At 44.1% G+C, this 6,470-nt stretch carries 6 protein-coding genes, 3 tRNA genes and 1 pseudogene; 5 read left to right on the top strand and 5 right to left on the bottom strand.

What is annotated here, in order from left to right:
* The first annotated feature begins 457 nt into the window (after window positions 1-457).
* Window positions 458-583: a hypothetical protein gene (locus QGG23_07590; GenBank protein ID MDP6049285.1), complete on the top strand. Its 126-nt coding sequence runs from the start codon at window positions 458-460 to the stop codon at window positions 581-583.
* Window positions 584-661: 78 nt separating this feature from the next.
* Here QGG23_07590 and QGG23_07595 read toward each other — a convergent pair whose 3' ends face one another.
* The 3 genes and pseudogenes from QGG23_07595 to QGG23_07605 form a co-directional block, all read right to left on the bottom strand.
* Window positions 662-1,168, bottom strand: coding sequence for an HPP family protein (locus QGG23_07595; GenBank protein MDP6049286.1), 507 nt, complete (start codon window positions 1,166-1,168; stop codon window positions 662-664).
* Between the two features lie 241 nt (window positions 1,169-1,409).
* Window positions 1,410-2,019: pseudogene (locus tag QGG23_07600) on the bottom strand (HNH endonuclease).
* 35 nt (window positions 2,020-2,054) lie between these two features.
* Window positions 2,055-2,312, bottom strand: coding sequence for a hypothetical protein (locus QGG23_07605; GenBank protein MDP6049287.1), 258 nt, complete (start codon window positions 2,310-2,312; stop codon window positions 2,055-2,057).
* On the opposite strand from QGG23_07605, the gene QGG23_07610 reads away from it, so the two are divergent.
* Window positions 2,301-2,582: a sulfurtransferase TusA family protein gene (locus QGG23_07610; protein ID MDP6049288.1), complete on the top strand. Its 282-nt coding sequence runs from the start codon at window positions 2,301-2,303 to the stop codon at window positions 2,580-2,582. The genes QGG23_07605 and QGG23_07610 overlap by 12 nt on opposite strands.
* A gap of 172 nt (window positions 2,583-2,754) precedes the next feature.
* Here the strand turns inward: QGG23_07610 and QGG23_07615 are convergent.
* Together QGG23_07615 and QGG23_07620 are read right to left on the bottom strand one after the other, a co-directional pair.
* Window positions 2,755-2,830: transfer RNA gene (locus QGG23_07615), tRNA-Ala, on the bottom strand.
* Window positions 2,831-3,271: 441 nt separating this feature from the next.
* Window positions 3,272-3,348 (bottom strand) — tRNA-Phe (locus QGG23_07620).
* Window positions 3,349-3,464: 116 nt separating this feature from the next.
* Between QGG23_07620 and QGG23_07625 the strand changes: the two genes are divergently transcribed.
* From QGG23_07625 to QGG23_07635, 3 genes are all read left to right on the top strand, one after another.
* Window positions 3,465-3,539: transfer RNA gene (locus QGG23_07625), tRNA-Val, on the top strand.
* A 649-nt stretch (window positions 3,540-4,188) separates the two neighbouring features.
* On the top strand, window positions 4,189-6,237 hold the full coding sequence (locus tag QGG23_07630) for an AAA family ATPase (GenBank protein ID MDP6049289.1): 2,049 nt from the start codon (window positions 4,189-4,191) through the stop codon (window positions 6,235-6,237).
* Between the two features lie 4 nt (window positions 6,238-6,241).
* On the top strand, window positions 6,242-6,470 hold a 229-nt coding region (locus QGG23_07635), incomplete at its 3' end, for a hypothetical protein (GenBank protein ID MDP6049290.1).

The following is a 6,470-nucleotide window of genomic DNA, read 5'->3' on the forward strand; positions in this document are numbered from 1 at the left end:
CTATAATTAGCCTAATTATCTCACAGTTCATTCTCAATTAGGAAATTCATAAATACAGTTGAATAATAACGGAAGCATTATTCAGGATTTACCTTCCAAGGAAAATTAATGATACATCTTAAGAGAGCTCTATCGCCTTATTTTGTAGTAGTTCTATTAATTTCAATCATGGGTTTTAGGTTATCTAAGATAATCCAATAGGCATCTTCAATTTTTGGTGCAGCCTATTTATTAACTAAACTAGTATAACGCCCTTGATTTACGTCTCTTTTCTACTAAAGTCCAAATTCGAATTGTGTGGACGGATTCAATTCGGATCTTTAACCCAATTCATGTTGAACCCTTTCAGTAAAGTTAGAATTCCATCTGATGCCCCCTACGGCCTAAATCGCTTTTTTACAGTCTAAATCACTGGAAAAGTTTTTTTGTCTATTCACCATATTTCGGTCTGATGATAATGGCTTTCATCGAGAGTTTTGGCTTTGCAATGAGAAGGATGCTACTTCCAAACATCCTAGTTGGATTGCTGGCACTTGTAGGCCTCCTCGTTAAGACCCTAAGAGAAAAGCAGTTACTTTATTGATTTAGCTACGACTCCAACTCGTATACGATATTATTTAGTTCCTTAGTGTTGCATAGAAATATTGCGCAAGTTCTTTCGTTAAATCCACGATATAGGATAATCTCGTTTAGCTAGCTTATTAATAAACAAAGCTACAACCAACATGATTAAAGCCCCGATTCCAACAGGTAAAACAGCGTAAAAATAACTTAGATTATGTATCTTGGCGCTACCTATGATTGCGATCAAGGCAGTCGCTCCCCCTGGAGGATGAACAGTGTCTGTCAGCTGCATTACTGCAATAGCAGTGGCAACAGAAATCGCTGATGCAAACCAGAGGTCAGAAGAAAAAAGTTTGTAGCAGGTTACCCCTATCAATGCTGAAAAGACATGTCCTCCAATGAGATTCCTTGGTTGAGCTAACGGACTATTTATCGCACCGTAGACCAAAACAGCTGACGCGCCAAAAGAGCCTATTACCATAACTAGATCGGTTTCGGAGATCAAGTTATAGTGAATAAATGAAATAATAGCAACTCCAACAAAAGCGCCAATCCAAGACCATAGTATTGTGGAAATCTTGCTCTGGACTTTTCGCGAACGCATATTAATCCACCGAAGTACTCCCCATTATCTAATTAATCTTTAGATATGGCGCGCGTCGTTTTATAACTCCCCAGCTCATCCTAGTCCCTAAAATATCTTGGTGGAATAACCTCAGGAAGATTCTTCTAAAATCTGAATGGGATAAAATAAGAAAAAAAACATATTTGCACTCTAACAATTGCTGGGGAGTTAAAAGTTAACCCCCCCACACACACTTTTCAAGAACTCTGAAGCGTGCGACCTAGACTATTCGATCCCGTTTTTCAAGATTATGCCTCGCGCAGAGTATCTGAATATTCTCCGGTACGAGTGACGATCCACCGCGTGAGTAGGGGATAATGTGGTCAAAGTGAAGATTCTCATCGCTCCCGCATTGAACGCACTTGGCCTTGTCACGTTTCCAGACTTCCAGCTTCACCCACGAAGGGACCATCCGATTATGCTCCAAGTTGAGTTTTCGACTATGCTCTGCTGGGTCAACTAGGAGTTCAAGCCTGAACTTGAACACATTTCTATCATCCGAGGATTCCCTCCACGCATCAACTAGCCTAAACAGTCCATTGTAGACCCAAATCCCCCTGCGAAGTTTTTCATAGACCTTGACCAGTTCTGGCTCAGCCTCACCCTCCCTGTATCTTTTCGCGGCATGGTAGAATTTTCCGTTCTGAGTAGGCCTCCCGCTTGGCAGATACATGGGCTGATTAGTCTTCGTTGGATCTGTTCCACCCTTTCTCTTCAACTCGATCAGCGTATGGGGCGTTCGGTCTTAGGCTCATCAGGATGATGCTCTGCTGTCCGTGGAGCTTGTAGTTCATGCCCCGCTGCAGGCTGGCCTTCTCTAGGGCACACATTTCAATATAGGCGATTATCTGCCCAGGCTGGAAGGTCATGTTTTCTCTGTGTTTAAAGGATTTAATTCATTATATAATCTAGGCAGTTCCATGTATCCGCACAAGGCTGCGATTCGAGGAGTCCATTCTTTCCTCTCATCTCTCAGATACTTGGCCAGCAACAATGCCTCCTCGTTGATCAAAGTCTCAATCCTCTGCCTCTTACCATGCCGGATTAAAGGAATATCCACCTTAGACATGAAGAAATCATCCAGCTCCCCCATTACAACAAAAAAACTCACATGGAAGACCATATATTCTACCGCTCCAAACGGAGAGATGAAACAAACATGGCCACCGAATACGACAGAATCCTAGACTGTACAGGACTTTACTGCCCAGAACCTGTATTCAGAGTCCGCCTCGAGCTAGACAGCATGGAATCAGGCCAGACCCTGAAGGTGACAGCTGATGACCCTGCGGCCGAACAAGACATCAAAAGACTAATAGTACGCCTTGGACACAAAATACTTGAAATCAATACAGACGATGAAAATATAGAGTTCATCCTCAGTAAAGGTTAAAGGCGATATTTATCATACAAGAAAAACAAAAACTAGATTGTCCATGCGAATTACAATCAAGAGAAAGGATGTTTTTGGATATATTTCCACATAATTGGTTCCTTAGCTTCGAATAGATCAAACTATTTGGACGCGCGATACCCAATAAACGAATAAATTTAGTATGAAAATCTGGTGGACTGGGGGGGATTTGAACCCCCGACCTCCTGGATGCAAGCCAGGCATTCATACCGCTGAACTACCAGCCCGCCACCAATTCTAACAAACGGTCAAGATAAAAGGTTTTACGGGCAATCTACAAAAACCTATCTCCATAAAAAAGAACAGGTAAAAATACCTTAAATGATGTAAATCATTTCAAACAACTTTCATATTTCCTCCCGTAAAGAGCTGGAGCTAGGTCCAATCTAAAGTTAAAATCGAAAAAGGAGTATTGAGAGATAAAACTGTCCTGGTTAACTTGGGAATATTCAATCTCTTTTTTCCTAATCGAAAATAGGCATAATAAAATAAATGAAAAAAACCAAAATGGTGGATTTCACTTTTGGAAATCTGATTAAGCGGGCCTGTTACAGGTGTTATCAGTTTTTTTAGGGTCATAAAGGTTTTCCGGACTTTTCGTAAGGCTTGAGGATTCCTTTGTTTGGGTAGTTCGCTACAAAATTTCGGTTTGTGGTTTTAGAGTTATTTGGTGCCGCCGGAGTGATTTGAACACTCGGCACCCCGGTCTTCAGCCGGGCGCTCTCCCAGGCTGAGCTACGGCGGCAGACATCATATGGTGAAATGGCGAGTTCTTAAAAAATCTTTGGAGCCATGTACATTTACTATATTCCTAGGGGAGCATATTTATCTGTGTGGTGGGTGGGTATTGTGTTGGCGGAGGGGCCGGTGGTCTAGTGGTATGACACCGCCTTGACGTGGCGGTGGTCGCAGGTTCGATCCCTGCCCGGCCCACCATTCTTCTGTTCTAAACCTTGAACGCGGCGACCTAGTAACTCAGTTAAACAAATTATTTTTCAATCGAGTTTATTATATAGATCAGAGCATTTTTTTGACCTCTGAGTTAGTTACGCCTAAATATTTATCCACTTTGTAACAGTTATGTTGATCCAACCAGTGACATTTTATCTTCAATGACGGTCTATAACAAATTTGCCTATTGATTATTTCCTTAGTCAGATATTTTGAAAATCATAACTTTATCTTAGTACCTCATTCTGGGAACAAAAAAAAATATACATAGCCATATTCTCGTGCATTTAAGTTACGAGGAAGATCAACTCTGTTTTTACCGGTTGATCATGCATGAACTGGTACACCAATATCTAATACGAAAAACGGTAGTTTACCACGGACATGGATGTTCTAGAGTAGATGAGACCACGGCTTTTCAGCCATAGAGAAGTCTCCAATTCCTATGATTTCTCTGAATTATCTCTTGGTTTTCAGTATTCTTGTCTACTTTGTGTTTTTATCGATTATCTGGAATGTTTTTTTTATGAGTTCACCATGTCCTTGTTTTTAGGTCCCTATTTTTTTTGGGATATTTTAGGGATAGGGTTTAAAAATGAGCTGAGCATTGAGACTACAAGTTCGGGGAAAACTAATGCTGATTCGCGAGGTCATTCTAGAGAACTTTATGTCCTACGAGTACGCCCGAGTCCCCGTCCGAGACGGTGTGAATGTAGTCTGCGGACCCAACGGATCCGGAAAATCCAGCTTCCTCACGGGAATATGCATCGCCCTCGGGGACACCTATACAGAACGGTCCAAGAAGCTTAGTGACCTCATCCGCTGGGGAGAGGACAGGGCAAGAGTAAGCCTCCTTCTTGACAACACAGCCAATGATGGCCAAAGGCCTATCCCGAGATTTGACAGCAACGTCATCAGGTTAACTCGGAACCTCCGCAGGGACGGCAAATACTGGTTCGAGATAAACCAGAAGGGGGCCCAAAAGTATGAGGTCATGAATATCCTCAATGACCTGGGCTTTGATCCCAGTAACATGCTCATTGTGATGCACCAGAATATGCCCACCCAGTTCGCAGCCCTCCCCCCTCGCGAGAAGCTTAAAATCTTGGAATCGGCTGTAGGATTTGAGAGCTATAGATCCGATGTCGTGGAGGCAAAAACAAAGCTTGGGGGAATCCTTAGTGAGGAGTCGAGCCTCATCAACCTACTGGATCGGGCGAGGGAGACCCTAAACTACTGGAGAGAACAGAATGATAGGCTCCAAGTGAAGAAACAGCACCAGACCCGAAATGTTTTCCTCCAGAAGGAGATTGCATGGAGCCGGGTTATAGCCCTCGAGAAAGAGCAGAGCCGCGTTGAGCAGGATATAACCCGGGCTGACAACGACCTCCATGAGGCCGAAGCTGAGATGGAAAGGAACGGGAACCTAATCCTAGATTCCAACAAGGAGCTCGAAAATTATAAAACATCATGGATAATGCTCATAGAGAAACGGGTAAAGTTCGAAAGGACCGTCGGCATCTGCGAGTATACTATTAACAACTCTAAAGGACAGCTGTCTCAGCTCGGAGGACTTCTCGAATCGTCCAGCGAGAACCGTAAGAGGTTCAAAATGGGGACCGAGAATCTCAGGAATAGTCTAAAAGCGGGTCCTACAACCCTCGATGATTATTTCAACATTCTTGCTGAGATTGAGGAGAGCCAAAGTGAAGCTTACAAGATTTGGAACTCTGAGATCGAGGACCAGAGAACCAAGATAAGCTCCTCAGTTGATTCGTTGGGTACAAGGCTAGAAGAGGCAAAGACGGGGGCTTTGGCTGTTGTTCAGGAAATGGAGCGGACGAGAATCCAGATTGATGAGACCAACGACAAATATATTGAAGCCAGGATTCGGATGGCTCTTCTCAGGGATAGGAGGGGGCGGCTTAGTCAAAGGATCGACTCTCTCAGGGCAGAGATGGATCGGCTTATAAGGGATCTCAATGATGCCGAAGTCAAGGCAATCATCAAAGGAGCGAGGGTAGAGACCGGTCGGAGTTCTGAGGAGATTCTCGGGGAGATTCGGAAGGTGAGCGGTATCTTGATGGGGATGGCCGACGTCACGGATAACGCCGAGGAGATGTACGTTTCCTACTCTAGAACTTTCAACGAGCTCCAAGAACGGGTGGATCAAGTCAGGTTGAGTCGCCATAACGTTATGGAGGAGATTGAGCAGAGAACAAAGCGATGGCGAGGCGTGATGCAGGAACTTTTAGTCGAGGTCAATGGTAAATATTTGAGCCTCCTTTCGATGCTCCAAGCAAAGGGTGAGGTACGCCTCATAGACGCCACTGACATCGAGGAGGCAGGTCTAGAGATCTGGGTTGGTTTCAAAGGCGCAGTCCCTAGCAGGCTTGACCCTTTTACTCACAGCGGTGGGGAGCGAAGCACTTCAGTAATGGCGTTCTTACTTTCCTTGCAGCAGAATATTAGATCCCCGTTTAGGGCTGTAGACGAATTTGATCTCCACATGGATCCCAAGAATAAGGAGGTAGTTTCCGAGTTCATCGTCAAGACCATGAAGGGATCTGATGACCAGTATTTGGCTATCACTCCGAGCCAGATCACATTCCAAGGAAAGGATAACCACATTATCTTGATTCACAAGACCGAGGGACGGTCAACGGTCCAGGTTGTTGAATAACTTGGTGACTAAGGAATCTAAGGTCCAGCTCAAAGGTGTTATCGATCTCTGTCGGGGGGTGTCGGATGGAATCATCGATCCCTTCGACATCGATGTTGAGTACGTCCTCTCAGTCATCAAAAACTATTACCCTGAGGTCTCATCACTTGAGGACTTTTGCCTTGATGCTGAGGCGATTAAGGAGCTCTCATTGGTTTTAGAGAGACAGCATGAGTGGATCCACTATCAGTCCA

The organism is Candidatus Bathyarchaeota archaeon (genome assembly GCA_030739585.1).
In the GTDB taxonomy this organism is placed as follows: domain Archaea; phylum Thermoproteota; class Bathyarchaeia; order TCS64; family TCS64.